Raw genomic sequence first — 23708 nt, forward strand, 5'->3', positions numbered from 1 at the left:
GGGGGTTATGCGGCGTCGGGCAGGCCCAGGCGGGCGAGCCAGTCGGCGGGGTCGCCGTTGCAGACCAGGAATTCCGGGTTCAGCAGGCTGTCGCGGGTATTGTAGCGCAGGTCATTGCCGTCCAGGTCGGTGACGCGGCCTCCGGCTGCGCGCACCACCGCGTGGGCGGCGGCGGTATCCCATTCCGAGGTCGGTCCCAGACGGGGGTAGATGTCGGCGCTGCCCTCGGCCACCAGGCACAGCTTCATGGAACTGCCGAGGCTGACCAGTTCGTGCGGGCCGAGCCGTTCCAGCACCGCGTTCAGGCGCTCGGCGCCGTGCGAGCGGCTGCCGGCCACCCGGACCGTTTCTTCCGGAGAGCGTGGCGTGGACACGTGGATGGACGTGCGCGGCCCGTCGGCGTCACGGCGAAAGGCCTCGCCGTCGATCTGCCCGGCGTACAGGCGCTGCAGCACCGGGCACCAGACCACGCCCAGCACCGGTTCGTGGTTGTGGATCAGCGCGATGTTCACGGTGAACTCGCCGCTGCGCTTCACGAACTCGCGGGTGCCGTCCAGCGGGTCGATCAGCCAGTAGGTGTCCCAGTCCTGACGGGTGGCGAACGGGATGTCCTGGCCTTCCTCCGACAGCACCGGCCACTGCGGGGCGATCTCGCGCAGTCCGTCGCTGATCACACGGTGGGCGGCCAGATCGGCCTCGGTCAGCGGCGAGCGGTCGTCCTTCTCGGTGACGGCAAAGCGGGTCTCGTAGATCTCGAGGATCGCGCGGCCGGCGTCCTCGGCCACGGTGCCGACCTCGTTGAGCAGGGCGGACAGGGCCGCGCCTTCGGGTACGGCGGCGGATGCATTGTCGGTCAAGATTGTTTCCTTAAGTGTTCGCGGATCATGTACAGGGCGGCGATGGAGCGGGCCTCGGTGCAGTCTTCGCGCTGCACCAGTTCCTCCAGGGCATCCAGGGGCCAGGGCACCACCTCGATGGCCTCGGGTTCGTCACCCTCGGCGCGCTGCTCGTAGAGGTCCTCGGCCAGGACCAGATGGGTCTGATGGCTCATGTAGCCGGGGGCCACGGTCAGGCTGCCCATCGCCGTCAGGCGACGGCCGGCATAACCGACCTCCTCCATGATCTCGCGGTTGGCCGCGGCGATGATCTCCTCCCCGCGCTCCATGCGCCCCTTGGGCAGGCCGAGTTCGTAGCGGTGGGTGCCGGCGGCGTATTCGCGGATCAGGAGGACATGGCCATCGTCGCGTACCGGGGCGATGATCACGGCCCCGTTGCCGCGGCTGACCAGGCGTTCGAAACAGGCGTGGGCCCCGTTGCTGAATTCCAGGTCCAGCTCCTCCACTTCGAACAGGCGGCTTCGGGCCACCGTGCGGCGTTCGTGGACGGCGGGCTTGTCGCGGCTCATTGCGGGTCCATCGGTCGGGGCGTCCGGGAGCAGACAGGCTGCTCCCGGACGCGGGTCACTCGTCGCGGCTCAGCCGGATCCGGGTCTCCAGCTCGCCCTCGAAGGTGGTGTCCAGGATCAAGCCGTGCTCGAAACCCCGGACGTCCACGCCGGGCTGCCGTTCGGGGATCGTGTCTTCCAGCGACAGGTCCAGATCCCCCCAGGACAGCGTGAGCGTCACGCGCATGGGGAAGTAGCCGTCCAGGAAGCGGCGCATGAACGGCCCGTTCTCCAGCACGTATTCGCCGTTGCCCCGGTTCTCGACCACGCGCATCTCGGCTTCGACGCACAGCTCCGAGGCCTCGGTGACGCCAATGACGACGACCCGGTCGTCCTCGGCCCAGGCATCTTCGACCTCGTCGGCGCTGGCCACCCGCAGGCCCCGGATGTTCGGCTCATTGTACACGATGGACATGCGGTTGATCTCGGCCAGGCCGCTATGGCACTGGCGCAGCCGCACCCATCCGTCGTTCAGGCTGTCTTCGTCGAGGGTCAGGTGGTTGTCGTGGTGATGCAGCGGTGTGTCGCGCTCTTCCGGCGGCTCGGCGTAGATCCGCAGTTCCGGGCTGGTGGTCTGGGCGTCCTCGGGATCCACCTGACCGGGGCCCGGGGGGCCGTCCTCCCACAGGCTGTCGTCCTCCAGCGGGTCGTAGTCCGGGTCATCCGGATCCATGGCCATGGCGGGTGCCGTCGCCAGGGCACCGCCCAGGGCCAGGATCAGCCCCGTCGCAATCGCGCCGGGTCCGCGTGCCGTTCGTGTTTCGGTTATTCTGTGCATCGTCAATCCCGTCGTTGCTTCCCCACATCCCATGGACTCGCAGACCCGCGCGAAAAATCCCGAGACGCCCGCCACGCCGGTGGACTGGTCGCGGGTGGATACCGTGCTGTTCGACATGGACGGCACGCTGCTGGACCTGCACTTCGACAACCGGTTCTGGGGGGAGCTGATCCCGCAGGAATACATGCGCTGCCAGCCCGATGACCCGGAATGCGCCCGGCGGCGGCTGGAAGACGAGATGCAGCGGGTGCGCGGGCGCCTGGAGTGGTACTGCGTCGACCACTGGACCCATTTCACCGGTCTCGACGTGCTCGCGCTCAAGCGCGAGCTGGCCCACCACGTCGCGATCAAGCCGCGCGCCGTCGAGGTCCTGGACCGGATCGCGGCCAGCGGGCGCGAGCGCGTGCTGGTGACCAACGCGCATCCCGAGGTGTATGCCTTCAAGCACCGCCTGACCGGGATCGGGGACCATCTCGACCGCATTGTCTCCGCCCATGACCTGTTCTGTGCCAAGGAGGACGCGACCTTCTGGGAGCGCCTGCAGGCGGTGGCACCCCACGACCCTGCGCGCACCCTGCTGGTCGACGACAACCTACATGCGCTTGCCAGCGCGCACCGGGCGGGCATCGCCCAGCTGCGCGGCATGCGCTACCCGGACGAGAGCGGCACCCCGATGACAAGCGATGACCGGGTGCTGCTGGAGGACCTGTCGGATCTGCTGGACGGGCTCACTTGACCGGCGTGGGCATGTTGCGGATCCGGTCCAGGCGGATGTGCACGGTCTCGTCCTCGCAGGTGCCTTCCAGCCAGTGATGCCCGTGGTCGTCCGCGGTGACCTCGCGCGGGGTCACGCGGCCCATCCAGGCGCGCCCGGCATCGGGCCCGTCATCGGGTCCGGCCCAGTGCAGCTGCAGGGTCTCGCCGGTCAGGATGGCGATTTCCAGGCGTTCGAGGATGTGGCGCGGGGTTTCTTCGGTCATGGTGTCCGTGGTCCGGGTGGCTGGCGGTAGTCGGTCGGGTCGGGGACGCCGGCGGCGGTGAAGGCGGCCTGGCGGGCGTGGCACTGGGGGCAGCGGCCGCAATGGCGTTCCTGACCCAGCAGGCAGCTCCAGGTCAGGCCCCACGGCACCCCGTCCTCTGCGCCCCGACGGATGATATCGGCCTTGCCGAGTTCCTGCAGCGGGGCGGCCACCGACAGGCCGGGAACCAGCCGGGCGGCCAGCGAGCCGAAGTCCTGCAGGAAGGCCGCGCGGCTACCCGGACCGTGCCCGGCGTCCTCGCGGTTGAGCGCGAGCAGGATGCGTCCGGCACCGTGGTGCTGGGCCAGGTTGACCGCCAGGGCCAGGATCAGCAGATTGCGCTGCGGCAGCGGGACATGCCCGACCCAGTCGGAACGCCGGGTGAACGCCTCGCGCAGGGCCCCGGTTTCCACGGTCTCCAGCCGCACGCCCTCGGCTTCGGCCAGGGCGCGCACGGCAGCCCGCTCACGCGCGGCATTGCGCTGGCCATAGTCGGCCCAGGCGGCGATGACGGGGCGGTTGTCGGCGCACCATCGGCGCAGCAGGGCGGCGCTTTCGATGCCGCCGGAGAGCAGGAGCAGGTCGGGTTCCGGGTTCATGGCTACAAATTATGGGCCGTGCGGGAACGCCGCCAGAGACCGGGCCGCGGCCGGGGTGGTCGCCGCGGAACCCGGGGGTATGGTCATGGCCCAACGATGGGTCTTCACCGGGAGCAGACAGACGATGATCGAGCAGTTGCGGGCGCGCTGGCAGCAGCTGATGCGCGCCGAACGCAGTGACAGCGAGACCGGCGACGAACAGGAACGGCTGCAGCGCGCGGCAGCGGCGTTGATGATGGAGGTGTGCCGCGCCGACTTCCAGCTCGTGGACGCGGAGCTGGAGACCGTGCGCGCCAACCTGATCGAGATGTTCGGACTGGACGACGAGGCGGCCGATGCGCTGCTGGACATCGCGCGGGAAAAGAGCGATGCGCTGGTCTCCCTGCATCCCGTGGTGCGCGAGGTGAATGCTGCCTTCGATGCCGATCAGAAGGCGGCGATCATGAAAGGCCTGTGGCGCTCGGCGCTGGCCAACGACGAGCTGCACAAGCGCCAGGAGGCGGTGATCCGGCGGCTGGCGGACCTGCTGTACGTGCCGCATGCCACGTTCATCCGCACCAAGCTGGCGGTGCTGGAGGAGCGCGGCGAGACACCGGAAGAACAGGGCGGCCGGGAATGACGGTCGCACGACATCATGGCTGATCCGGGTACGCTGCTGGCGGCCGCCGCGGTGGGCATCCTCGGCGGGGTGCACTGCCTCGGGATGTGCGGCGGCATCGTGGGGGCCATTTCCATGGGGCATGCCGGGCGCCGAGGCCCGGTGTGGCCGCTGCTGCTGGGCTACAACATCGGCCGCATGACCAGTTATGTCATCGCCGGGGCGCTGGCGGGCTGGCTGGGTGCCACGCTGCTCGGGGGGCTGCCGGCGGGGCAGATGATCCTGCAGGTGGTGGCCGCGATCTTCCTGATCCTGCTGGGACTCTACATCGCCGGGTGGTGGCCGGTGCTGGCGCGCCTGGAGCAGGTGGGCGGCGTGCTGTGGCGGCGCATCGAGCCGCTGGGCCGGCGCTTTCTGCCGGTGCGCAATCCGGGGCAGGCGCTGGTGGTTGGCGGGCTGTGGGGCTGGCTGCCCTGCGGTCTGGTCTACAGCGTGCTGGCCTGGTCGCTGAGCGCCGGCGGCGCGCTGGAGGGCGCGGCGCTGATGGCGGCGTTCGCGCTGGGGACGCTGCCCAACCTGCTGCTTATGGGGGTGTTCGCGGCGAAGCTGGCGGGTTTCGTGCGTCGGCCCTGGGTGCGCCGGGTCGCGGGAGCGGCCATCGCCCTGTACGGGGTCGGGATGCTGGTGGTTCTTCTGGTCTAGAACGGCCCGGAGCGGCGGGTGCAGCCCCGCCCCGGGCACGGACTTCAGTCGACGTAGAACTTCTGCTCGAACTCGATCGGCAGGACCTCGTCCGACCCCGCGGGCGTGATCTCCAGATTGAAGGTCATTTCTTCGCCCGCGCGCACCGTCATTTCCGAGAGGTGGTAGATCGCGTCGCCGTCCTCGATCTCGCGAAAGCGCAGGCTGCGCGACTGCTGGTTCATGTTGACCGCGTTGCCGCTGACATCGGCGGAGACGGCCTGCAGCCCGTCATCGGTGCGTTCCATGACGGTGACGTTGATCATTGCACGGTTGCTGCTGCGACGGACGTCATAGGCACGCGCAACTTCGGGCGACAGGAAGGTGGTGTTGATGACGTTGTAATAGACCACGTGATCGTCGAACCCGGTCTCGTTCGCGTTCGCCACCGAACTGCCGAGCGCGAGGGCGGCCACGATCGAGACGACGCCACCGAGAACACGCTGCACTCTTGTCATATCGGACTCCTCATTCGCTTGAACCATGCCCCGGGATCCATACCGGAGCCGGGCGGCGGGTTCCGCCCCTGATTTCGAGTCTAGTCCTTCTGGCACTATTTGCGCAGCCGGGTCTCAGAAGATCCCGCGCACGATGATGGTCAGGATATACAGCCCGACCAGGGCGATCATCGGCGAGAAGTCGATGGCCCCGGTGGACGGGAGCATGCGCCGCAGCGGGCCCAGGATCGGGCGATTCACGTCGGCCGCCAGTCGCGCGATGGGGTTGTAGCCGCCCCCGCCGCCGGCCTGTACCCAGCTCATCACGACCTCCACGATCAGGGCGATGATGAACACCCAGATCGCGGTGATCAGGAGTTCGCGGACAGCCACCAGCAGCAGGACCACCGGGTCGGCTTCCATGCCCAGTACGGCGACGCGCAGCCACAGTTCCAGGAATTTGAGGACGACCATCAGCACGATGGCTGCCGTGTCGACGCGCCCGATGGAGGGGATGATCGGCCGCAGCAGGTTCAGCGGCGGCGTGGTCAGCATCAGGATGGTCTGCGAGATCGGGTTGCGGTAGTCGGCCCGCACCAGCCCGAAGATGACCCGCAGCATCAGCAGGATGATGGCGATGCCGAAGGCAACGCCGATAAGGAAGTTAAGGATCTCCTGGCCGGTGGTCATGGCTCCGGGGTTCATGCTGGCTCCTGGCGGTCTGCGCGGCGCGAATGAAGACGCGTATTTTCCTCCAGGGTTGTCGGGAAGCCAAGGGACATGGCCGGGGCGATCCCGTCAGCCGCGGCCGAGTTCCTCGCTGCGCGCCGCCGCTGCCTGCATGGCACGCCTCATGAGGCCGCGCAGATCGCCCTGCTCGAGCGCGTTGAGGGCCTGTTCCGTGGTGCCCCCGGGCGAGGTGACGCGCCGGCGCAGCTCCGCGGCATCCTCGGGGCTGTTGGCCGCCAGCCGGGTGGCCCCGGCCAGGGTACCCAGCGTCAGTTCGCGCGCCGTCTCCGCCGGCAGCCCCAGTTCTTCGGCGGCGGCCTGCATGGCCTCGATGATCAGGAAGACATAGGCCGGACCGCTGCCGGAAGTCGCGGTCACGGCGTGCATCAGTTCTTCGTCTTCCACCCACAGGGCGCGGCCGACGGCCTCCATCAGGGCCGTTGCGGCTCGGCGGTCTTCCTCGCCCACGCAGGGCCCGGCGAACAGGCCGGTGACACCGGCGCCCACCAGCGCGGGCGTGTTGGGCATGGCCCGTACGATGCGCGCCTGCGGTCCCAGCCATTCGCCCAGCCGGGCGGTGGTGACCCCGGCGGCCACGGAGACCACCAGCGGGTCGCCGCTGGCTACTGCGTCGCGCAGCGTCGGCGCGACCTCGGGCAGGGTCTGCGGCTTGACCGCCAGCACCAGGATGGCGCTGTCGCCGGCGAGTTCTTCCGCCGCGCCGGCCCCCAGCCCGGGAAAACGCTGCTGCAGGGCGTCGATGCGCTCGGGGCGGCTGTCGGCGATGGCCAGGCTGGACGGTTCACGGCCGCTGTCGACCAGCCCCTGGATCAGGGCCTCGCCCATATTGCCGGCACCGATGAAGGCGACTGCGCGGGAATGCGTGGACATGCGGGCTCCGGGCTCGGGTGGTGGATTCAGGCGGGTGGTGTCGGGCGCGGGCCGAACAGGTCGGTACCGATGCGGACCAGAGTGGCCCCCTCGAGGATGGCGGCCTTCAGGTCGCCCGACATCCCCATGGACAGGGTATCGAGTTCGTGGCCGCGACGGCAGAGGTCGTCGCGCAATTCGCGCAGGCGGGCGAAGGGGATGCGCTGGCGTTCCGGGTCGGTTTCGGCCGCCGGCAGGGTCATCAGGCCGCGCAGATGCAGGTGCGGCAGGGCGGCGATCGCGTCCGCCAGCGCCGCGAGTGCGTCCGGCTCCACGCCCGCCTTCTGCGGTTCGCCGGAGACATTGACCTGGATGCAGACCTGCAGTGGACCGAGGTGTTCGGGACGCTGCTCGCTCAGGCGTCGCGCGATCTTCTCGCGTTCCAGGGTGTGGACCCAGGCGGCGCGTTCGGCCACCGCGCGGGTCTTGTTGCTCTGCAGCGGGCCGATGAAGTGCCATTCGATCCCGGCCGGTTCCGGGGGAGCCTCCAGGGCGTCGTGCTTCTCGATGAACTCCTGCACGTAGTTCTCCCCGAAAGCCGTCTGGCCGAGGCGGTGCAGGGCCCGGATTTCCGCGACATCGCGGGTCTTGGAGACCGCCAGCAGGTGGACGGAATCCCGCGGACGGCCGGCATGGTGGCAGGCCTGCGTGATGCGGGCGTGAACTCGTTCGAGGGCGGCTTCTGGCGTGGTCATTGGCCTATGATATAGTCCTGAAGACATGATCAGAAGTGGTGTCTTTATCGGCGCCATCCACGGTCGCCACGGACGGAGCGCGCGGCGGCCCGGAACAACGGGGGATTGAATGGATATCACGCAGCTGCTGGCGTTTTCGGTCAAGAACGGGGCCTCGGACCTGCACATCTCCGCGGGCATGCCTCCGATGGTGCGCATCGATGGCGACATGCGCCGGGTGAATGTCCCGGTGATGGAGCACAAGGAAGTGCAGGGCCTGATCTATGACATCATGAACGACCGTCAGCGCAAGGACTACGAAGAGTTCCTGGAGACGGACTTCTCGTTCGAGGTTTCGGGGCTGGCGCGCTTCCGTGTCAACGCCTTCAATCAGGACCGCGGCGCGGCGGCGGTGTTCCGGACCATCCCCTCCAAGGTCCTGACTCTGGAAGACCTGGCCACGCCGAAGATCTTCGAGGACATCTCCAACTACCCGCGCGGACTGGTGCTGGTCACCGGGCCGACCGGCTCGGGGAAATCGACCACGCTGGCGGCGATGGTCAACCACCGCAACGAGAACGACTACGGGCACATCCTCACCATCGAGGACCCGATCGAATTCGTGCACGAGTCGAAAAAGTCGCTGATGAACCAGCGCGAGGTGCATCGCGATACCCACGGCTTCTCCGAGGCCCTGCGCTCGGCGCTGCGTGAAGACCCGGACACCATCCTGGTCGGCGAGCTGCGTGACCTCGAGACCATCCGTCTGGCACTGACCGCGGCCGAGACCGGGCACCTGGTGTTCGGCACGCTGCACACCAGTTCCGCGCCCAAGACCATCGACCGCATCATCGACGTCTTCCCGGCGGCGGAAAAGGACATGGTGCGCGCGATGCTGTCGGAATCCATGCGTGCGGTGATCTCGCAGACCCTGATGAAGAAGATCGGCGGCGGACGCATCGCGGCCCACGAGATCATGCTGGGAACCCCGGCGATCCGGAACCTGATCCGCGAGAACAAGATCGCGCAGATGTATTCCACCATCCAGACCAGCGCCGGCACCGGCATGCAGACCCTCGACCAGTGCCTGAAGGATCTGCTGGCCCAGGGGCAGATCAGTCGCGAGGACGCTCGCCGCAAGGCCGTGAACCCCGACGCGCTGTAAACTCGAGCCATCGCCGTGGTCGCCCGGCGGGGCGGCCACGCCAATCGGAGGATGCCCATGGATCGTGACAAGGCGATCAAGTACATGCACGACCTGATGAAGGCCCTGGTGGACCGGGGCGGGTCGGACCTGTTCATCACCGTGGGCATGCCGCCGGCGGCCAAGATCGACGGTCGCGTGGTACCGCTGACGGAGCAGAAACTGACCCCGTCGCATACCCAGGCACTGGCGCGCGCGATGATGAACGACAAGCAGTCGGCCGAATTCGAGCGTAATCAGGAATGCAACTTTGCCGTCGGTCTGGCGAGCATCTCGCGCTTCCGCGTGAACGTCTTCACCCAGCGTGGCAGCGCGGGGATGGTCATGCGCGTGATCAATTCGGAGATCCCGCGCTTCGAGGACATCCGCATGCCGCCGCAGCTGGAAGAGATCACCATGGAGAAGCGCGGCCTGGTGATCTTTGTCGGGGGTACGGGCTCGGGCAAGTCGACCTCGCTGGCGGCGATGATCGGTCATCGCAACCGGTCATCGTCGGATCACATCGTGACCATCGAGGATCCGATCGAATTCGTGCATCAGCACGGCAAGAGCATCGTGACCCAGCGTGAGGTCGGGGTGGATACCCAGGACTACCAGATCGCGCTGAAGAATACGCTGCGTCAGGCGCCGGACGTGATCCTGATCGGCGAGATTCGCGACCGCGAGACCATGGACTACGCGGTGGCCTTCGCCGAGACCGGTCATCTGTGCCTGTCCACGCTGCACGCGAACAGCACCAACCAGGCGCTGGATCGCATCATCAACTTCTTCCCCGAGGACCGGCGCGAGCAACTGCTGATGGACCTTTCGCTGAACCTCAAGGCGGTGGTCTCGCAGCGCCTGGTGCGTCGCGAGGACGACCAGGGGCGTGTGCCGGCGGTGGAGATCCTGATCAACACCCCCCTGATGGCGGATCTGATGCTCAAGGGTGCGGTGCACGACATGAAGGAGCTGATCTCGCGCTCGCGCGAGCAGGGCATGCAGACCTTCGACCAGGCGCTGTTCGATCTCTACGAGAGCGGCGGGATTAGTTACGACGAGGCCCTGCGCAACGCCGACTCGGTGAACGACCTGCGCCTGCGCATCAAGCTCGACAGCGAGCGGGCGCGGCGCGACGGTGCCCCGGCAGTGGCCGATACCGGCGGAGGGATTTCGGTGGAAGACGATCCGGAGGATTTCCGTGTCCGCTGAAGCACAGAAAACCGGTTCGGACGGGGCGGCCGCCGGGGAGCCCGGGAAGCGCCAGATGCAGATCGAGCCCTATCTCAAGCTGATGGCGCAGAAGTCGGCCTCGGACCTGTTCTTCCTCACCGGGGCGCCGGCATCGATCAAGGTAGACGGGGTGCTGCAGCCCATCGCGCGACGGGCCCTGGCGCCGGGGCAGACCGAGGGCATCGCCCGCGAGATGATGAACGACCATCAGGCGCGCATCTTCGACGAGGAGACCGCGGTCAATTTCGGCCTCACCCGCCAGGGGCTGGGCCGCTTCCGCGTGAACGTCTATCGCCAGCGCGGCGAGGTGGCGATGGTCATCCGCTACATCCGCAGCGCCATCCCCACGATCGAGCAGCTGGGCCTGCCGCCGGTGCTGAAGGATTTCATGAACTACCGTGACGGTCTGATCCTGGTGGTGGGCTCGACCGGGACCGGGAAGTCGACCACGCTGGCATCGATGATCGACCACCGCCTGACCATCGATACCGGGCATATCCTTACCGTCGAGGACCCGATCGAGTTCCTGTTCCGGCACAAGCGGGCGATCGTCGGCCAGCGCGAGGTGGGGATCGACACGCCCAGTTACGAGCACGCCCTGCAGGAGGGCATGCGCGAGGCGCCGGACGTGATCATGGTGGGCGAGGTGCGTAACCGCGAGACCATGCGCGCCGCACTCAACTACGCCGACACCGGGCATCTGGTGCTGTCGACCCTGCATGCCACCAACGCCTCGCAGGCGCTGGACCGCATCATCAACCTGTTCCCCGAGGATCACCGTTCGCAGATCCTGTCGGACCTGTCCCTGAACCTGCGGGCGATCATCGGCCAGCGCCTGCTGCAGAAGAAGGACGGCTCGCGGGTGGCGGCGCTGGAGGTCCTGGTGAACACGCCCTACATCTCCGAGCTGATCCACAAGGAAGAGATCGGGGAGATCAAGGAGGTCATGGCGAAGTCGGCCTCGGTCGGCATGCAGACCTTCGACCAGGCGATCGTGAAGCTCTTCAAGTCGGGTGACGTGATGCTCAACGAGGCGCTGAGCAAGGCCGATTCGCGCGCGAACCTCGAGTGGAAGCTCAACTTCGGCGGCGGCGTGGGGGCCGCCGAGGAAGGCGGCGAGGAAGAGCTCAAGCCGCCGGAATAGCCCGTTACGGGGCCGGTTCGGGGAAGACGTCGGCGGAGGCGAAGATCGGCCCGTCGACACAGACCCGTTTCATCGCCACGCCTTCGTCGGTGCGCACCGGTACGGTGCAGCCGGCACAGCCGCCCACCGCGCAGGCCATGAATTCCTCCAGCGACACCTGGCAGGGCAGGTCGAATTCCGCGGCCAGTTCGGCGCAGGCCTCCAGCATCGGGTGCGGCCCGCAGGCGAAGATTTCCACCTCCCCGCGTTCGGCGGGGGGCAGTCCGTTCAGCCAGGCGCGTGCGAGGTCGGTGGCGAACCCGTCGAACGCCCCCGGAATCCCGGCCTTCGACGTCAGGCGGCAGGAGATGCCCCAGTCCTCCAGCAGCGGCAGTGTGCCGATGGCGCCCTCCGGCAGCCCCGGCCACAGGATCTGCGACGGCCGCGGGCGAAACGGGAACGGGACCTCGGATCCCAGGATCGCCCGGGTTGTGCCTGCCTCGCCCTGCTGGCGCAGACGGTCGGCGAGAAAGATCATCGGCGGGATGCCGACGCCGCCACCCAGCAGCAGGCGCCGCGGCCGCTCCGGGTGCAGCGTGAACGGCCGGCCGATCGGTCCCAGCACCTGCAGGCTGCGGCCCACGGGCTGTTCCGCCAGCGCCCGGGTGCCGTCGCCCACCGCCTTGTACAGGAATTCCACCCAGCCGGCGTCGGGGGCGACGCGCTGGATCGACAGCGGCCGCCGCATGGGCAGGCGCGGCGAGCACTGGATATGGGCGAACTGCCCGGGCTGCGCGCGCCGCGCGCATTCCGGGGCCTCGACCCGCAGGATCCACTGGCCACTGCCCGCATCTTCATGCGCCAGGATACGGGCGGACTCTTCGAACAGGGTGCCGCGATGCGGCGGGTGCTGCGGGCTCATGCGTCGTCCTCGCCGGGGCGGGTCCAGGTGGGGCGTCCGGCGACCCAGGTCTCGCGGACCTCGCCGCCGAACGTCCAGTTGAAAAACGGGGTGTTGTGGCCGGCGCTGAGCCACTGATCCCGACGGAGATCGTGGATCGCGCCCGGGTCGAACAGCACGAAATCGGCCCGCGCGCCGGGCGTCAGGCGGCCATGTTCCAGTCCCAGCACCTCCGCGGGGCCGGTGGTGATCCGCGACAGGGCCTGCTCCAGGGTCAGCAGCCCGTCTTCGACCAGGCGCAGGGTCAGGGGCAGCAGGGTTTCCAGCGCGGCGATGCCGGGCAGGGTGTCGGCGAACGGCCCCAGCTTGCTGTCGGCTTCGTGCGGCTGGTGATCGGAGCAGATGGCGGTGATGCTGCCGTCGGCCACGGCCGCCCGCAGCCCGTCGCGGTCGCGCTGACTGCGCAGCGGCGGGATCACGTGGCAGTCCGGATTGAATTCGGCTACGTCGACCTCGGTGAGGAACAGCTGGTGGGCGGCCACGTCGGCGCTGATCGGGAGGCCGTCGCTGCGTGCCTTGGCGATCATCTCCGCGCCCCGCCGGGTGGACAGCCGCGCGACATGCACCCGTGCCCCGGTCTGTTCCACCAGGGCCAGGATGGCACCCAGCGCAGCGGTCTCCGCGGCCTCGGGAATGCTCGAGAGCCCCAGGCGCGTGGACACCGGGCCCTCGTGCACGCAGCCGGAGCCGGTCAGCGCCGGATCCTGGGCCGACAGCACGGTGGTCAGATCGAAGGTGCTGGCATATTCCAGCGCGCGGCGCAGCACCAGCAGGCTGGCCAGCGGGCGCTGCCCGTTGCTGACCCCGGGGGCACCGGCGCGCACCAGCGCGGCCATCTCCGCCAGCTGCTGGCCTTCCAGCCCGTGGGTCAGCGCGCCCAGGGCGTACACCCGCACGCCGCAGCCCTCGCGCGCCCGGCGGGTGATCAGCTCGAGCACCGCGGGCGAGTCGACCGGCGGCTGGGTGTCGGGCGGCATGACCAGGGTGGTGACACCGCCGCGCGCCGCGGCGCGGGTTTCCGAGGCGATGGTCGCCTTGTGCTCCTCGCCCGGTTCGCGGGTACGGGTGGCCAGATCGACCAGCCCCGGAAACACCCACAGGCCGCTGCCGTCGATGCGCCGGCGCGGCTCGAAGCCCTCCGGGGTGGTGCCGCGCGCGAGGATCTCCTCGCCCTGCACGCACAGGTCGCCCACCGCATCGAAACCGTCGGCGGGGTCGAGGATGCGGACGTTTTCGATGACCACGCTCATGACTGGTGGGCCCCCATCACCATGGACATCACGGCCATGCGCACCGAGATCCCGTAGGTCACCTGTTCCAGGATCACCGAGTGGGGGCCGTCGGCGACCGCGGATTCGATCTCCACGCCGCGGTTGGCGGGGCCGGGGTGCATCACCAGGCAGGTGGGCGAGGCCAGCTGCAGGCGCCGGGCGGTGAGGCCGAAGCGCTGGAAATACTCGTGCTCGGAAGGCAGATGGGCGTGCTCCATGCGTTCGCGCTGCAGGCGCAGCATGATGACCACGTCGACGTCCTGCAGCCCGCTGTCCAGATCATGGTGGACATGCACGCCCAGCTGCTCGACATCCGCCGGCAGCAGGGAGCGCGGCGCGACCACCCGCACCTCGCCGGTCTGCAGGATGTTGAGGGCGTGGATCTGCGAGCGCGCCACCCGCGAGTGCAGGATGTCGCCGACGATCGCAACCTTCAGTTTGGTGAAATCGCCCTTGTGCCGCCGGATGGTGAACATGTCCAGCAGGGCCTGGGTGGGATGGGCGTGGCGCCCGTCGCCGGCGTTGAGCACGCTGATCCCCGGTGCCGCATGCCGGGCGATGAAATGCGCGGTCCCGCTCTCCTCGTGGCGCACCACGAACATGTCCACGTTCATCGCCTCGAGATTGCGCAGGGTGTCCAGCAGGCTCTCGCCCTTCACTGCAGACGAGGTGCTGACATTGATGTTGAGCACGTCGGCCGACAGCCGCTTGGCGGCCAGTTCGAAAGTGGTCCGCGTGCGGGTGCTGGCCTCGAAGAACAGGTTCACGATGGTCTTGCCGCGCAGCAGCGGGACCTTCTTTACCGCCTTCTCGTTCATGTTGGCGAACGATTCGGCGGTATCCAGGATCTCGGTCAGCAGCGTGCGATTCAGCCCCTCGATCGTGAGCATGTGCCGCAACTGCCCCTCGTCGGTCAGCTGCAGGCGGTTGGGGAGCGGGCCGGGCTGGGGCAGGCGACTGGTGTGCGCGGCGGGCAGCTCCGTCATCCGTCAGCGCCCTCCGGGGGCTCCACCGCCACGCGTTCGAGGCTCAGCGGCTCGGGACCGCGCAGCTTGATCTGCTCGGCCAGGCCCAGCTCCATGTGGGCCCCGGCCACCGCGGCGCAGACCGGCAGTTCCCGGCCGTCACGCTCGACCAGGACGACCAGCGAGACCGAGGCCGGGCGGCCCCAGTCGAACAACTCGTTCAGGGCGGCGCGGATGGTGCGGCCGGTGTACAGGACATCGTCCACCAGCAGCACGTGTTCGCCGTCCAGGTCCTCCGGGAGTTCCGAGGGGCGCACCTGCGGATGCATGCCGATGCGCGAGAAATCATCGCGGTAAAAACTGATGTCCAGCTTGCCCAGCGGACGCTGGATGCCCAGGCGCTCGCGCAGATGTTCGGCGATCCATACGCCGCCGGAATGGATGCCGACCACGATCGGGGACTCGATCCCGCGGGCTTCGAGGAGCTCGCGGGTCCGCGCGGCCATGTCGTCGAGCAGGGTGGGGACTTCAGGCGTCATGGGCATTCTCCAGAAACCAGCCTTCGAGGATGACGGCCGCGGCATGGGCATCCAGCCCCGGGTCGTTGCGGCCCGACCGGCTGCGGTCGCGGGCCAGGTGCGAGCTCAGCCGCTCGTCCGACCAGTATACCGGCTTGCCGAAGCGCGCTTCGAGCGCCGCGCCGAATTCGCGGATGGCCGGGCCCAGCGGAGTCGCCTGGCCATCCGCCTGGGTGGGCCAGCCGACCACGAACCCCTCCGGGCGCCATTCCGTGACCAGCGCGTCGATGCGTGGCCACGGCGGCGGCGACCCGCCGGCCAGCGTGACCAGGCCCCGCGCCGAACCGGTCAGCGGTTCGCCCACCGCCACGCCGATGCGGCGGCGCCCGTAGTCGAACGCCAGGAAGGCCACGGGTTCAGGCGTGCCCGGAGGCCGAGCTGATCAGGTTGACGTCGATGCCGATGAGTTCGGCCGCGCGCGACCAGCGCTCCGCCGGCGGCGTCTCGAACAGGATCCCCGTATCCGAAGGGGCGGTCAGCCAGGCGTTCTCGCCCAGCTCGCTTTCCAGTTGCCCGGGGCCCCAGCCGGCATGCCCCAGGGTGATCAGTACCCGCTGCGGACCCTCGCCGGCATTGATGGCCTCGAGGATGTCACGCGAGGTGGTCAGGCTGACCTGATCGGTCAGCGGCTGGGTCGCGCGCCACTGCTGCTCCGAGGAATGCAGCACGAACCCGTGCTCCGGCTGTACCGGCCCGCCGCGGAACACCGGCAGCTCCGGCAGGTCGTCCCTCGGCTCCAGCTCCACGTGCTGCAGCAGGTCGCGCAGCGTGAGTTCCGTTGGCTGGTTGATCACCAGCCCCAGCGCGCCCTCCGCGTCGTGTTCGCACACGTAGGCCACGGCGTGGCTGAACAGCCCGTCGTTGAGGGACGGCATGGCGATCAGGAACTGATCGCGCAGGCTCGATTCCAGAGTGCCTGAGCTTGCGGTATCCATGGGATCCAGTATCGGCTTGTGCCGGGCTGCGATCAATCGCCGTGTCGGACTTTGGGGTGCGTCGGTGATCAGCGCACCTGCCGGACTTCGTCGCGGCGGAAGGCCCAGGTACGGGTGATGACCAGTTCGTCGTATTCCTCGCGCATGGCCTCGGTGAACGGGGCGTAGGGGGCGCCCAGTTCCACGATGCGGATGGCGGCCTCGTCGAGCACGGGTTCGCCGGAGCTGCGCGCGACCTGGACGTCCATGAGCTCGCCTTCCGGGTTCAGGCGGACCGACAGGACCAGGCTGCCGGAAAGCCCCTGACGCCGGGCCTCGTCCGGGTAGTTGAGGTTGCCGACGCGTTCGACCTTGTCGATCCAGGCCTGGAGATAGGCCGCCTCCGGTGCGCTGCGCGCCGACAGGCTGTCGAGATAGCGGGTGCGCTGGCCGCGTGCGGCGAAGCTCTGGCGTTCCTCCGCCGGGGCCGCGCGGGCGCTCTCCAGTCCGCGGTTCATCAGGGTGGCGGCATCCGGGCGCGGCTCGGCCTCGGGGGTCTCGATCGGTTCCGGTTCGGCGACCTCGGGCGGGGCCGGTTCCGGCGATTCCTCGGCTTCGGGCCTCTCCGGCTGCGGTTCGGGTTCGGGGGGCGACGGTTGCGCCACCAGCGGACCGGGTTCCGGCAGCGGCGCCTCCACGCCTTCGGGGCCGGGTTCGCCGGTGCCTTCGTCTGCGGCCTCGGGGGCGGTGGCTTCCTGGTCCTCGGGGTCTTCGGCGCTCGCCTCCTGATCGATTTCGGCGATGCGCTCGACTTCCTCGGGGGGTGGCGCGGCGGCCTCGGGGTCCGCAACCCGGGTAACGTCCAGCGGCTCGCGCGGGCTGGGGTCGGGCAGGTCCACGGTGAAGCCGATGCCCAGGATCACGAGCCCGTGGGCCAGCACCGCCAGGAAGACCATCGTGGCGAGATGGTTGGGACGTGCGGCGGCGTGTTCCGACGGGGACGTCGGCACCGGGCGCTCAGGCTGGTCCTGGGGGGCGGGCATGGCGGATATGGCGCTGGATCCGGGGATCGGAAAGTACGTGGGCGGTCAGTATACCGGTGGCGGCGCCGGCGATCAGCGCGGCCAGCCACAGGGGTGGCAGAAGCAGGGGCAGGCCCGGGTGCGGGATGATCACCAGCCAGGCGAGCAGGAACTGCCCGGTGACATGCGCCATGGCGGCCGCGATGGCCAGCCCCGTGGCGCCGACATGTCGCGGGGCGAACGGCGCCAGCAGGGCCAGCGCAGCGAGAGCGGCCAGGGCGCCGGTCAGCGAGAGCCAGAAGGCGGGGCTCAGGAGGGTGCCCAGCAGCAGGCTGCTGCCGACCACCCGCAGCAGGGTGACGGCGACCGCGGCGCGCCAGCCGAGGGTGAGCAGTGTGACGAGGGTCACGATATTGGCCAGCCCCGGCTTGATGCCCGGGACGGGACCGGGGATCGCGGCTTCCAGGATCTGGATTCCGATGGCGATGGCGGCGAGGGCAGCGATCTGGCGATCGCGGCGGGAGGCGGGGCGGTCGACGTCCACGGTCAGTAGTGGATGCTGTCCCAGGCGGGGTCGGCGCCCTCCACTCGGAGGGTCAGGCGGTTGGGCAGGCTGATGGCCATGTCACCGTGGGTGGAGAGCCAGCCGGCCCCCTCGCAGATGTTCTGCGTGCCGGGGGATTCCGCACAGCGCGCGCGCCCGGTTTCGATCTCCACGCGGGTAGTCCCGGCGGGGCCTTGCAGGCGCAGTTCGCGCGGGCCTTCCAGGGGCTCCCGGCGCGCGGGCTCGCCGGCCTGGGTGATGACCAGGCTCCGGGCCTCGGTCCCCGCGTCGGGGTTCCAGGCGAGGATGAAGGCGGTCACGACCAGTCCGGCCCCGGTTGCGGCGATGACCGCGTCCCCCCAGCGCAGGTCCGGAATCCTCACGGTGTGGAGCCGGCCTCCGGCTGTTCGCGGACCTCCGGCTCGGGGTGGGGCTCCCCGATCTCGACGCGCGCGGCCATCGCCGGCGTGGCCTCGATGCGACCGTCCGCGAGCACCACCAGGGCGTGGTCAATCCCGAGCCGGGCGGCGTATTCCGGCCAGTGTTCGGGGCCGGCGATCATGAGGGTGGTGGCCGCCGCATCGGCCAGGCCGCCGTCCCCATGCAGCACGGTCGCGGAGCGCACGCCCTCGGTCGGTCGGCCGGTGCGCGGGTCGATCACGTGGTGGATGCGTTCGCCCTCGTGTTCGTAACCGCGCTCATAGTCCCCGGAGGTGAACAGGCCCTCGCCTCCGCCCAGTTCGATGCCGCCGAGGGTGCCCCCGTCCGGGTGGCGGATACCGATGCGCCAGTCGCGGCCGGCGGGCCGGCCCAGCGTCATCAGGTCGCCGCCGGCGTTGACGATGGCCGCCTCCACGCCCAGGTCGGCCAGCAGATCACGCGCGCGCTCCACGGCCGCGCCCTTGGCCAGTCCGCCGAAGTCCAGCTGCAGGTCCGGGTGGTGCCCGGTCAGGCGGACCCCGTTGCGTTCGATGTCCCCCATCGACGGCGGGTCCTCCAGCAGCTCGGCGAGCGTGTCGGCATCCGGGGGCGGGCCGGCGGGCTCGTCCTGATGGAAGCCCCAGGCCGCGATCAGCTGTCCCAGCGCCGGGTTGAACAGGCCGTCGGTGGCTTCTTCCACCGCGCGGCCCTGCTCGATCAGGGGCAGCACCGAGGGCGGGGCGCTGAATTCGCGTTGCAGCGGCAGCAGCTGGTTGGTGCGTCCGAGCGAACCTTCTTCCCAGGCGTGCCAGGAGGCATGCAGGATGTCGAGCTCCGCCTGCAGCTCGCGTTCGATCCCGGCGAGGTCATATTCCCCGGCCGGGGCGACCGCGACCTCGACCAGGGTGCCGAAGGCCCGGAACTGCAGTTGCTCGGTTTCCGGCGTGCGTTCGCAGGCCACCAGCAGCATCGCGGTCAGTGCTGCGAGGACAGGGAGAAGCAAGGTACGGCGCGGATTCATGCAGTTTCCCCCGTCACGAAATCGATGTAGCGGCCGGCGAGGTCCGCATCGCAGGCCGCGTCCAGCTCGCGCAAGCCGGTCGGGGAGGTGACGTTGATTTCGGTCAGGGATTCCCCGATGACGTCCAGTCCGGCGAAGTGGATGCCGCGCCGCCGCAGCTCCGGCCCGACGCGCTCGCAGATCTCGCGGTCGCGCGCGGTCAGTGGCACGGCTTCGCCCCGGCCTCCGGCCGCCAGGTTGGCGCGCGATTCACCGGGTGCCGGGATGCGGGCCAGGGCGTGTCCGAAGGGTTCGCCATGGATCATGATGATGCGCTTGTCACCGGCCGTGAACTCCGGCAGAAAGCGCTGTGCGATGATCGTGCGCCGGTCGAAGGCCGTCATGGTCTCGAGGATCACCGAAGTGTTCGGGTCGCCCTCGCGGATGCGAAAGATCGAACTCCCGCCCATGCCGTCCATCGGCTTGACCACGATATCGCCGTGCTGCTCGAGGAATGCGCGGATGCGGGCGCGGTCACGGGTGATCAGCGTCGGCGGGGTGCAGTCCGGAAACAGCGCCGTGAACGCCTTCTCATTGATGTCGCGCAGCCCCTGTGGCCGGTTCGATACACATACTCCCGCATGTTCCGCGAGCTCGAGCGTGTAGGTGGCGTACAGGTATTCGGCATCCGCCGGTGGATCCTTGCGCATCAGGATGACCTCGAAGCGATCCAGCGGGCCGGTGGTTTCCGTCCCCAGTTCGTGGAACGCTTCGGCCCGGTCCCGAACCTCGATCGGACGGCTGCGTCCCATGGCGCGGCCGTCTTCCACCCACAGATCGTTCATTTCGAGATAGTGCACGGCGTGACCCCGGGCCCGGGCGGCGAGCATCATGGCGAAGGTCGTGTCCTTGGCCGGCTTGATCCCCGTGACGGGGTCCATGATGATGGCGATGTTGTGGGGCACGATAACGGGCCTTTTTCGTGATCCGTGTCAGTCGAGTATGCCACGCGGAGCAATATTACCGCTCGATGTTTGTGTATCCCGCGGGACTTCGTTAGATTCGAGCCTGCATATAGCCTTAGGGGGGGTAAGGTGTCTGACGCGCCAGCGGAAGCCGACTCGGCCACCGAGTTTCAGGGAGTGAAGGTCATGGTGATCGACGACAGCAAGACGATCCGGCGCACCGCCGAATCCTTGCTGCAGAAGCACGGTGCCGCGGTGGAAACCGCGGTGGACGGCTTCGAGGCCCTCTCGAGGGTGGCCGATTCCCGCCCCGACATCATCTTCATCGACGTCATGATGCCCCGTCTGGACGGGTATCAGACCTGCGCCCTGATCAAGAACAACAAGCAGTTCAGGGAGACCCCCGTCATCATGCTGTCCAGCAAGGACAGCGTGTTCGACAAGGCCAAGGGGCGTGTCGTGGGGTCGGAGGACTATCTCACCAAGCCCTTCACGCGGGACGACCTCCTGGATGCCATGCGCAAGTATGCGCACCAGGGCACCCCGGAATGAATCCATCGCGAGTGAATCGCGTGCACCAACCCAGGAAAGAAGAACGCCATGGCCCGTATCCTGATCATTGACGACTCCCCCACCGAGATCCACGTCCTGCGCACGATGCTCGAGAAGAACGGGTATTCGGTATCCACGGCGGCCAGCGGGGAGGAAGGTGTCGAGACCGCGCGGGCCCAGGTGCCCGACCTGGTCCTGATGGACGTCGTGATGCCCGGTCTGAACGGATTTCAGGCCACGCGCGAGCTCTCCAGGCAGGAAGAGACCGCCAATGTCCCCGTGGTAGTGGTCAGCACCAAGGACCAGGCGACCGACCGCGTCTGGGCCATGCGCCAGGGGGCGCGGGACTACATCACCAAGCCGGTCACCGAGGACACCCTGCTGCAGACGATCGAGAAATATCTGTCGGCATGAAGGTCGATACTTCCACGCCGTTTGCGCTGCTCGCGAGCCTGGATCGCGAGAGCCGGCGAGTAAACCGGGAGTACCAGCGCGATTCTTCATCCGGCTGGCGCGGCGTGCTCCTGGCCGTGGGCGAGTTTCGCTTCCTGGTGGACATGGAGGCGATCTCGGAAGTGACCGATCCCATGTCCCTGACCCATGTCCCGCTGGCCGATCCCATGGTGCTGGGGGTCGGCAATCTGCGCGGCCTGGTGCTGCCGGTGTTCGACCTGGGGCGGCTGCTGCTGGGCGAACCCCTCGCCGGTGACAGCTCGCGCCAGCGCATCGTGGTGGCCCCGCAGGGGCAGGGCATGGCCGGGCTGCTGGTGAGTCGGGTAGAGGGCATGCGTAACTGTGCCCCGCATCAGCGGCGCCTGGAAGTGGACGTGCCCGAGGCGGCACGTCCGTTTGTTACGGGGGGATTCGATCTGGGCCACCGGCTCCACCCCGTGCTGGATCTCAATCGGCTACTGAACGATACCGGGCGGTTCGCGGGGCTCGAGACGGCGGAACCGGCCGAAGGCCAACAGCAGGCGGTCGCCTCCTGACGGGGCGGCATCACTGTCACAGGGAGTCAACGCTTTATGGGATTGAGTCGTCGTATGCGCAACCTGCTGCTCGGGGGGCTGCTGGTAGTCTCTCTGATCGGGACGGGCGTCGCGTTCACCCTGCATGAATACGAGCAGAGCCAGTACCGCGACCGGATCGCGCTGGCGAACGACATGCGTCTGCTGTCCCAGCGGCTGGCCACCGGCTCGCTGGAGGCCGCAGCCGGTTCCGAGCGTGCCTTCGAACAGATCGGCGAACTCCGCGATGCGTTCGACCGCAACCTCGAGGAACTGCGCGACGGTCGCGAAGGCCTGGGGCCGCTGCCGGACGACCTGCAAGCCGACCTGGAACAGGTTCAGGGCGAGTGGAGCGGTTATCGCGACAACGTGAACACGATCCTCCATGGGCGTGATGCCATCGAGGAAGTCACCGAATTCTCCGAAGCCGTGAACGAGTTCTCCCCCGAGCTGGCCCGGCTGTCCGACAGCGTGGTGCGGCGCATGTCGGAGATTGGTGAGGATCCCGACCAGATCTACGTGGCCGCGCGCCAGACCATGCTGATCCAGCGGATCGGCAACAGTCTGAACGAGGTGCTGCAGGGCGGTGCCCGTGCCGCGACCGCGATCGAACGTTTTGAACGGGACGCCACCCTGTTCGGGCGGGTGCTGGACGGGCTGATCGAAGGCTTCGCGCCGCTGGGCATCGAGGCCGTGGATGATGCCGAAACCCAGGCCATGCTCAACGAGACCGGAACCCTGTTCATCGCCTTCAGCGAGGCGGTCGAAGGCGTGCTCGAAACGTCTTCCCGCGTGTTCGAGGTGAATGCCGCGGCGGCGGACGTGGAAGCCGGCTCCAGTGACATGCTGGAGGTAACGGGTGATCTGGAGACCGCCCTGACGGAAAGGGCGGACCAGGCCGGCTTCATTGCCCTGGCCGGTTTCGCCTTCGGTCTCCTGTCACTGGTGTTCCTGCTTGCGCTGGGCCTGTTCCTGTATCGCGACACCCGTCGCGAACTGGCGGAAACCGAGGCGCAGAACGAGCGTAACCAGCAGGCCATCCTGCGTCTGCTCGACGAAATGATGAACCTGGCCGACGGGGACCTCACCGTGAATGCGACGGTGACCGAGGACTTCACCGGCGCGATCGCGGACTCGATGAACTTCGCGATCGAGAACCTGCGTACGCTGGTCGCCACCATCAATAGTGTGGCGGACGATATCAATGACTCGGCCGCGAACAGCCGCGCCCAGGTGCTGGGGCTGGCCGAGAAGGCCGAGCAGCAGACCCGGGAGATCCAGCAGGCGAACGACGCGATCGACGAGATGGCGCAGTCGGTCGACAAGGTGGCCTCGGACGCGGGGCAGTCCGCGGGGGTGGCGCGAAACTCCGTGGAGATCGCCTCGCGCGGGGCCGCCACCGTGCGCCGCTCCATCGAGGGCATGGATTCGATCCGCGAACAGATTCAGGAGACGGCAAAACGGATCAAGCGTCTCGGCGAATCTTCGCAGGAGATCGGCGATATCATCGGCCTGATCAACGACATCGCCGAACAGACCAACGTCCTGGCGCTGAACGCGGCGATCCAGGCCTCGGCGGCCGGCGAGGCCGGGCGCGGGTTCGCCGTTGTGGCCGACGAAGTCCAGCGCCTGGCGGAACGCTCGAGTAGCGCGACACGCCAGATCGAAGGGCTGGTCAAGGCGATCCAGGCGGATACCAGCGAGGCCGTCAGTTCGATGGAACAGAGTACCGCCAACGTGGTCTCCGGGGCCGAGATGGCCCAGGCGGCGGGCGAGGCGCTGTCCGAGATCGAGCAGGTTTCCAACGACCTCGCCGGCCTGATCGACGGCATTTCTTCTTCGGCCCATCAGCAGGCCGAAATGGCGAAGAACGTGACGTCCATCATGGCGCAGATCCGCGAGATCACCACCGAAACCACCGAAAGCACGCATACCACGGCGGCCTCCATCGACGACCTGGCCCAGCTGTCGCAGCAACTGCAGTCTTCGGTCGCGGACTTCAAGCTGCCGGCTTCGGACCA

At 68.4% G+C, this 23708-nt stretch carries 29 protein-coding genes and 1 pseudogene; 10 read left to right on the plus strand and 20 right to left on the minus strand.

Annotation, left to right across the window (positions count from 1 at the left end; genetic code table 11):
- Positions 1-5: 5 nt before the first annotated feature.
- From cysQ to F620_RS0103320, 3 genes are read right to left on the minus strand one after another with little or no spacing between them, the layout of a single operon-like run.
- On the minus strand, positions 6-857 hold the full coding sequence (gene cysQ / locus F620_RS0103310; RefSeq protein WP_019022663.1) for a 3'(2'),5'-bisphosphate nucleotidase CysQ: 852 nt from the start codon (positions 855-857) through the stop codon (positions 6-8).
- On the minus strand, positions 854-1405 hold the full coding sequence (gene nudE, locus F620_RS0103315) for an ADP compounds hydrolase NudE (protein WP_018869662.1): 552 nt from the start codon (positions 1403-1405) through the stop codon (positions 854-856). Before nudE ends, cysQ begins: the two co-directional genes overlap by 4 nt.
- A 55-nt stretch (positions 1406-1460) precedes the next feature.
- On the minus strand, positions 1461-2222 hold the full coding sequence (locus F620_RS0103320) for a hypothetical protein (protein WP_019569447.1): 762 nt from the start codon (positions 2220-2222) through the stop codon (positions 1461-1463).
- A gap of 31 nt (positions 2223-2253) precedes the next feature.
- On the opposite strand from F620_RS0103320, the gene F620_RS0103325 reads away from it, so the two are divergent.
- The gene (locus tag F620_RS0103325; RefSeq protein WP_019569448.1) at positions 2254-2958 is read left to right on the plus strand and encodes an HAD family hydrolase; all 705 of its coding nucleotides are present in this window, start codon (positions 2254-2256) and stop codon (positions 2956-2958) included.
- Here the strand turns inward: F620_RS0103325 and F620_RS0103330 are convergent.
- The gene (locus tag F620_RS0103330; RefSeq protein ID WP_018869665.1) at positions 2951-3202 is read right to left on the minus strand and encodes a hypothetical protein; all 252 of its coding nucleotides are present in this window, start codon (positions 3200-3202) and stop codon (positions 2951-2953) included. The genes F620_RS0103325 and F620_RS0103330 overlap by 8 nt on opposite strands.
- On the minus strand, positions 3199-3840 hold the full coding sequence (locus F620_RS0103335) for a 7-cyano-7-deazaguanine synthase (RefSeq protein WP_019569449.1): 642 nt from the start codon (positions 3838-3840) through the stop codon (positions 3199-3201). Before F620_RS0103335 ends, F620_RS0103330 begins: the two co-directional genes overlap by 4 nt.
- A 124-nt stretch (positions 3841-3964) precedes the next feature.
- Here F620_RS0103335 and F620_RS0103340 point away from each other — a divergent pair, with 124 nt between their 5' ends.
- Both F620_RS0103340 and F620_RS0103345 read left to right on the plus strand, forming a co-directional pair.
- Positions 3965-4459, plus strand: a complete 495-nt coding sequence (locus F620_RS0103340) for a TerB family tellurite resistance protein (RefSeq protein WP_019569450.1) — start codon at positions 3965-3967, stop codon at positions 4457-4459.
- Between the two features lie 15 nt (positions 4460-4474).
- A complete protein-coding gene (locus F620_RS0103345) occupies positions 4475-5140 on the plus strand; it encodes a sulfite exporter TauE/SafE family protein (protein ID WP_019569451.1) in 666 nt (221 codons plus the stop codon).
- 44 nt (positions 5141-5184) lie between these two features.
- Here F620_RS0103345 and F620_RS0103350 read toward each other — a convergent pair whose 3' ends face one another.
- The 4 genes from F620_RS0103350 to F620_RS0103365 form a co-directional block, all read right to left on the minus strand.
- Positions 5185-5637 (minus strand): DUF4426 domain-containing protein, encoded by a 453-nt coding sequence (locus F620_RS0103350; protein ID WP_026279470.1) that lies wholly within the window; start codon positions 5635-5637, stop codon positions 5185-5187.
- A 114-nt stretch (positions 5638-5751) separates the two neighbouring features.
- Positions 5752-6321 carry a YggT family protein gene (locus F620_RS0103355; RefSeq protein WP_019569452.1) on the minus strand — a complete coding sequence of 190 codons (570 nt, stop codon included), beginning with the start codon at positions 6319-6321 and terminating at the stop codon, positions 5752-5754.
- A gap of 93 nt (positions 6322-6414) precedes the next feature.
- Positions 6415-7236, minus strand: coding sequence for a pyrroline-5-carboxylate reductase (gene proC, locus F620_RS0103360; protein ID WP_019569453.1), 822 nt, complete (start codon positions 7234-7236; stop codon positions 6415-6417).
- A gap of 26 nt (positions 7237-7262) precedes the next feature.
- Positions 7263-7970, minus strand: a complete 708-nt coding sequence (locus tag F620_RS0103365) for a YggS family pyridoxal phosphate-dependent enzyme (RefSeq protein WP_019569454.1) — start codon at positions 7968-7970, stop codon at positions 7263-7265.
- 109 nt (positions 7971-8079) lie between these two features.
- Between F620_RS0103365 and F620_RS0103370 the strand changes: the two genes are divergently transcribed.
- From F620_RS0103370 to F620_RS0103380, 3 genes are read left to right on the plus strand one after another with little or no spacing between them, the layout of a single operon-like run.
- Positions 8080-9114, plus strand: coding sequence for a type IV pilus twitching motility protein PilT (locus tag F620_RS0103370; protein ID WP_018869673.1), 1035 nt, complete (start codon positions 8080-8082; stop codon positions 9112-9114).
- Positions 9115-9171: 57 nt separating this feature from the next.
- Positions 9172-10344, plus strand: a complete 1173-nt coding sequence (locus F620_RS0103375) for a PilT/PilU family type 4a pilus ATPase (RefSeq protein ID WP_019569455.1) — start codon at positions 9172-9174, stop codon at positions 10342-10344.
- Positions 10345-10399: 55 nt separating this feature from the next.
- Positions 10400-11509 carry a PilT/PilU family type 4a pilus ATPase gene (locus tag F620_RS0103380; protein ID WP_026331293.1) on the plus strand — a complete coding sequence of 370 codons (1110 nt, stop codon included), beginning with the start codon at positions 10400-10402 and terminating at the stop codon, positions 11507-11509.
- Between the two features lie 4 nt (positions 11510-11513).
- On the opposite strand, the gene F620_RS0103385 is transcribed toward F620_RS0103380, so the two are convergent.
- The 11 genes from F620_RS0103385 to gshB form a co-directional block, all read right to left on the minus strand.
- Positions 11514-12410, minus strand: a complete 897-nt coding sequence (locus tag F620_RS0103385; RefSeq protein ID WP_019569457.1) for a dihydroorotate dehydrogenase electron transfer subunit — start codon at positions 12408-12410, stop codon at positions 11514-11516.
- On the minus strand, positions 12407-13699 hold the full coding sequence (locus F620_RS0103390) for a dihydroorotase (RefSeq protein WP_019569458.1): 1293 nt from the start codon (positions 13697-13699) through the stop codon (positions 12407-12409). The genes F620_RS0103385 and F620_RS0103390 overlap by 4 nt, the downstream gene beginning before the upstream one ends.
- Positions 13696-14706 carry an aspartate carbamoyltransferase catalytic subunit gene (locus F620_RS0103395; protein ID WP_018869678.1) on the minus strand — a complete coding sequence of 337 codons (1011 nt, stop codon included), beginning with the start codon at positions 14704-14706 and terminating at the stop codon, positions 13696-13698. Before F620_RS0103395 ends, F620_RS0103390 begins: the two co-directional genes overlap by 4 nt.
- A complete protein-coding gene (pyrR, locus tag F620_RS0103400; RefSeq protein WP_019022677.1) occupies positions 14703-15224 on the minus strand; it encodes a bifunctional pyr operon transcriptional regulator/uracil phosphoribosyltransferase PyrR in 522 nt (173 codons plus the stop codon). The genes F620_RS0103395 and pyrR overlap by 4 nt, the downstream gene beginning before the upstream one ends.
- Positions 15214-15615 carry a Holliday junction resolvase RuvX gene (gene ruvX / locus F620_RS0103405; RefSeq protein WP_018869680.1) on the minus strand — a complete coding sequence of 134 codons (402 nt, stop codon included), beginning with the start codon at positions 15613-15615 and terminating at the stop codon, positions 15214-15216. Before ruvX ends, pyrR begins: the two co-directional genes overlap by 11 nt.
- Positions 15616-15619: 4 nt before the next feature.
- A complete protein-coding gene (locus tag F620_RS0103410; protein ID WP_018869681.1) occupies positions 15620-16198 on the minus strand; it encodes a YqgE/AlgH family protein in 579 nt (192 codons plus the stop codon).
- A gap of 68 nt (positions 16199-16266) precedes the next feature.
- Positions 16267-17220, minus strand: coding sequence for an energy transducer TonB (locus F620_RS0103415; RefSeq protein ID WP_026331294.1), 954 nt, complete (start codon positions 17218-17220; stop codon positions 16267-16269).
- The gene (locus tag F620_RS0103420; RefSeq protein ID WP_018869683.1) at positions 17195-17743 is read right to left on the minus strand and encodes a Gx transporter family protein; all 549 of its coding nucleotides are present in this window, start codon (positions 17741-17743) and stop codon (positions 17195-17197) included. Before F620_RS0103420 ends, F620_RS0103415 begins: the two co-directional genes overlap by 26 nt.
- Before the next feature lie 2 nt (positions 17744-17745).
- Entirely contained in the window at positions 17746-18126 is a 381-nt protein-coding gene (locus F620_RS0103425) for a NusG domain II-containing protein (protein WP_019569460.1), read from the minus strand.
- Positions 18123-19184, minus strand: coding sequence for an FAD:protein FMN transferase (locus F620_RS0103430; RefSeq protein ID WP_019569461.1), 1062 nt, complete (start codon positions 19182-19184; stop codon positions 18123-18125). The genes F620_RS0103425 and F620_RS0103430 overlap by 4 nt, the downstream gene beginning before the upstream one ends.
- On the minus strand, positions 19181-20128 hold the full coding sequence (gene gshB / locus F620_RS0103435; RefSeq protein ID WP_019569462.1) for a glutathione synthase: 948 nt from the start codon (positions 20126-20128) through the stop codon (positions 19181-19183). Before gshB ends, F620_RS0103430 begins: the two co-directional genes overlap by 4 nt.
- A 129-nt stretch (positions 20129-20257) precedes the next feature.
- Between gshB and F620_RS0103440 the strand changes: the two genes are divergently transcribed.
- The 4 genes and pseudogenes from F620_RS0103440 to F620_RS0103455 form a co-directional block, all read left to right on the plus strand.
- Complete coding sequence (locus tag F620_RS0103440) at positions 20258-20680, plus strand: PleD family two-component system response regulator (protein ID WP_026279473.1); 423 nt, start codon at positions 20258-20260, stop codon at positions 20678-20680.
- Positions 20681-20728: 48 nt separating this feature from the next.
- Entirely contained in the window at positions 20729-21094 is a 366-nt protein-coding gene (locus F620_RS0103445) for a PleD family two-component system response regulator (RefSeq protein WP_018869688.1), read from the plus strand.
- Entirely contained in the window at positions 21091-21669 is a 579-nt protein-coding gene (locus F620_RS0103450) for a chemotaxis protein CheW (RefSeq protein WP_019569463.1), read from the plus strand. Before F620_RS0103445 ends, F620_RS0103450 begins: the two co-directional genes overlap by 4 nt.
- A 54-nt stretch (positions 21670-21723) precedes the next feature.
- Positions 21724-23697 (plus strand): annotated as a pseudogene (locus F620_RS0103455) (methyl-accepting chemotaxis protein); the annotation flags it as partial.
- Between the last annotated feature and the right edge of the window lie 11 nt (positions 23698-23708).

Origin of the sequence: Thioalkalivibrio sp. ALE11 (assembly GCF_000381205.1) — a bacterium.
In the GTDB taxonomy this organism is placed as follows: domain Bacteria; phylum Pseudomonadota; class Gammaproteobacteria; order Ectothiorhodospirales; family Ectothiorhodospiraceae; genus Thioalkalivibrio.

Coding starts and splice junctions, on each gene's coding strand:
- nudE (WP_018869662.1), bottom strand. CDS start 1,405: ATGAGCCGCGACAAGCCCGCCGTCCACGAACGCCGCACGGTGGCCCGA.
- F620_RS0103320 (WP_019569447.1), bottom strand. CDS start 2,222: ATGCACAGAATAACCGAAACACGAACGGCACGCGGACCCGGCGCGATT.
- F620_RS0103325 (WP_019569448.1), top strand. CDS start 2,254: ATGGACTCGCAGACCCGCGCGAAAAATCCCGAGACGCCCGCCACGCCG.
- F620_RS0103330 (WP_018869665.1), bottom strand. CDS start 3,202: ATGACCGAAGAAACCCCGCGCCACATCCTCGAACGCCTGGAAATCGCC.
- F620_RS0103335 (WP_019569449.1), bottom strand. CDS start 3,840: ATGAACCCGGAACCCGACCTGCTCCTGCTCTCCGGCGGCATCGAAAGC.
- F620_RS0103340 (WP_019569450.1), top strand. CDS start 3,965: ATGATCGAGCAGTTGCGGGCGCGCTGGCAGCAGCTGATGCGCGCCGAA.
- F620_RS0103345 (WP_019569451.1), top strand. CDS start 4,475: ATGGCTGATCCGGGTACGCTGCTGGCGGCCGCCGCGGTGGGCATCCTC.
- F620_RS0103350 (WP_026279470.1), bottom strand. CDS start 5,637: ATGACAAGAGTGCAGCGTGTTCTCGGTGGCGTCGTCTCGATCGTGGCC.
- F620_RS0103355 (WP_019569452.1), bottom strand. CDS start 6,321: ATGAACCCCGGAGCCATGACCACCGGCCAGGAGATCCTTAACTTCCTT.
- proC (WP_019569453.1), bottom strand. CDS start 7,236: ATGTCCACGCATTCCCGCGCAGTCGCCTTCATCGGTGCCGGCAATATG.
- F620_RS0103365 (WP_019569454.1), bottom strand. CDS start 7,970: ATGACCACGCCAGAAGCCGCCCTCGAACGAGTTCACGCCCGCATCACG.
- F620_RS0103370 (WP_018869673.1), top strand. CDS start 8,080: ATGGATATCACGCAGCTGCTGGCGTTTTCGGTCAAGAACGGGGCCTCG.
- F620_RS0103375 (WP_019569455.1), top strand. CDS start 9,172: ATGGATCGTGACAAGGCGATCAAGTACATGCACGACCTGATGAAGGCC.
- F620_RS0103380 (WP_026331293.1), top strand. CDS start 10,400: ATGCAGATCGAGCCCTATCTCAAGCTGATGGCGCAGAAGTCGGCCTCG.
- F620_RS0103385 (WP_019569457.1), bottom strand. CDS start 12,410: ATGAGCCCGCAGCACCCGCCGCATCGCGGCACCCTGTTCGAAGAGTCC.
- F620_RS0103390 (WP_019569458.1), bottom strand. CDS start 13,699: ATGAGCGTGGTCATCGAAAACGTCCGCATCCTCGACCCCGCCGACGGT.
- F620_RS0103395 (WP_018869678.1), bottom strand. CDS start 14,706: ATGACGGAGCTGCCCGCCGCGCACACCAGTCGCCTGCCCCAGCCCGGC.
- pyrR (WP_019022677.1), bottom strand. CDS start 15,224: ATGACGCCTGAAGTCCCCACCCTGCTCGACGACATGGCCGCGCGGACC.
- F620_RS0103410 (WP_018869681.1), bottom strand. CDS start 16,198: ATGGATACCGCAAGCTCAGGCACTCTGGAATCGAGCCTGCGCGATCAG.
- F620_RS0103415 (WP_026331294.1), bottom strand. CDS start 17,220: ATGCCCGCCCCCCAGGACCAGCCTGAGCGCCCGGTGCCGACGTCCCCG.
- F620_RS0103430 (WP_019569461.1), bottom strand. CDS start 19,184: ATGAATCCGCGCCGTACCTTGCTTCTCCCTGTCCTCGCAGCACTGACC.
- F620_RS0103445 (WP_018869688.1), top strand. CDS start 20,729: ATGGCCCGTATCCTGATCATTGACGACTCCCCCACCGAGATCCACGTC.
- F620_RS0103450 (WP_019569463.1), top strand. CDS start 21,091: ATGAAGGTCGATACTTCCACGCCGTTTGCGCTGCTCGCGAGCCTGGAT.